The sequence below is a fragment of the Arsenophonus nasoniae DSM 15247 genome (assembly GCF_000429565.1).
Classification (GTDB): domain Bacteria; phylum Pseudomonadota; class Gammaproteobacteria; order Enterobacterales; family Enterobacteriaceae; genus Arsenophonus; species Arsenophonus nasoniae.
This window is the reverse complement of the sequence record NZ_AUCC01000207.1, coordinates 1-1,776: the sequence shown is the minus strand read 5'-3', so window position 1 is coordinate 1,776 and position 1,776 is coordinate 1. Positions and strand designations below refer to the sequence as shown.

The following is a 1,776-nucleotide window of genomic DNA, read 5'->3' as shown; positions in this document are numbered from 1 at the left end:
ATTTTCAGTATCAAATTCCTGTGTATGAAGGCTGGCTACGTTACTGGATGAGTAAGGACTGGCATACATAGCCAGGATTAATATCCACATGGGGTACTCCTCGTTATCTTTTGATTTGAGGCTGATACTTTCCAGCCCATACTTTGGCAGCATGTAGACAATCTGCAAAAATCCTGCCCTTTGTACTCGCTGAATTTCGGCAATAATGTTCCACGGCGATATCTGCACTGATTCTGGCTACAGATTGCTCGTAACCCTGCTTAACAAGTTCATTTACCACATGATTTTCAATGAATTCTATGTTGTTCATAATGATCGCTACTGTGCTTCCTTAAAAAGTTAACAATAATTGAGCTTCTTCAATTAAACCCTTAACCTTCTTCGTATATGCTGCCTTTCAATTGGTGTAATGATTGGGAGAGGTTTTCTATTTCTTTTTTGGTCTGCATAAATCGATCTGTTTCCAATTCCACGCCGATAGCTTGCCGACCTAATTTAATTGCGGCTTTCACCGTTGAGCCTGATCCCATAAAGAAATCCGCTACGGTATGTCCCGACTTGCTACTGGCGTTAATAATGTGTTCAAGCAATGCGGCTGGTTTTTCACAGGGATGTTTGCCGGGATAATACAGTACGGGTGGAAAATTCCACACATCGGTATACGGCACGTCTTTGGTGACAGAAAAAGGTCGGCGCAAGTTTTCATATTGTCGCTTAAGATCGCCATAGCTTTTCGTCAGTTCACCGTAATCACGCTGAAGTTCATTGTAACTTTTGGAGAAAGACGGCACTAACCTTTTCTCTGCTGCTTTTTGTGAAAAGAATTGTTGCAAACGTTCATACTGTGTTTCGTTCGGTAGCTGCCACTGAGAATACGAGAACCAATGCCGGTGCATGTAGCTTCCCATATACTGTTCAATTTCTTTGCCCGTGATATTGAGTTGATTTTTTGCGTTGATGAAATAATCAATCAGTGGGGCGAACACTTCGCTTTTTGCTGTATCCTCTACCCCGTACTGCTCGGCAAACAATATTCGCTCAGTGCTTGGAAAAAATGCGCGTAGCGATTCTTTTGAGCATCCAGTCCAACGACCATAAGGTTTAGCCCAAATAATATGATTTAACACCTTCATGTGGTTTCTCAGCATAATTTCCGTATCAGCGGCTAACGTTGAGCTACAAAACAGATAGAGACTGCCGTTTGGCTTTAATATCCGCTGGAATTCAACAAGATAATCATCTAGCCACGCTAGATATTGTTCGGTCGTTTTCCATTGCCTGTCCCATGAACAGGATTTAACACGGTAGTATGGCGGGTCAGTCAATATCAGGTCGATAGAATCATCAGGAAGTGTTTTGACGTATGGTAAAGCATCGCCGTTAACCAATATCGGCTGGTTTGAAAAAGTCATCGTTTTACCTTGGATTTAAAATGAGATTTACCTTGTTGGGTATTGATGATTTTTTAGTCAGCGACGGTTAACAATATTCATCAATGACGACGACACACTTACCACCTTTCACGCCGCCGGTGTTGTTAATTTTTTCAACGGTCATCACGCGAACCTGGCTATCATCATTCCAAACGTCCGCTCCAGTTAAAGAATCGAGTACGCCTTTGGAATAATTGTCCACATCACGCTTTATCTTGTTGGGCAGATAGAGTTGCATCGATACAGAGACCTCACCTTCAAATTTTTGGCAGCCGGATTTCTGGCGCATTTCATTAACAATTTTTGCCGTTGTTGCTTTAAATTCTTTTGCCTTATTACTTAG

Annotated in this window: 2 protein-coding genes; both read right to left on the bottom strand. The window is 41.9% G+C overall.

Going from position 1 to position 1,776, the window contains the following annotated elements; genetic code table 11:
- Positions 1 to 371: 371 nt before the first annotated feature.
- Positions 372 to 1,412, bottom strand: coding sequence for a DNA-methyltransferase (locus G468_RS0117490; protein WP_026824092.1), 1,041 nt, complete (start codon positions 1,410 to 1,412; stop codon positions 372 to 374).
- A gap of 67 nt (positions 1,413 to 1,479) precedes the next feature.
- Positions 1,480 to 1,776: RusA family crossover junction endodeoxyribonuclease (locus G468_RS21855; RefSeq protein ID WP_051297196.1), on the bottom strand; the 297-nt coding region annotated here is incomplete at its 5' end.

What these genes read in the sequence shown, in the direction of transcription:
- G468_RS0117490 (WP_026824092.1), bottom strand. Translation starts at nt 1,412, where the DNA reads ATGACTTTTTCAAACCAGCCGATATTGGTTAACGGCGATGCTTTACCA.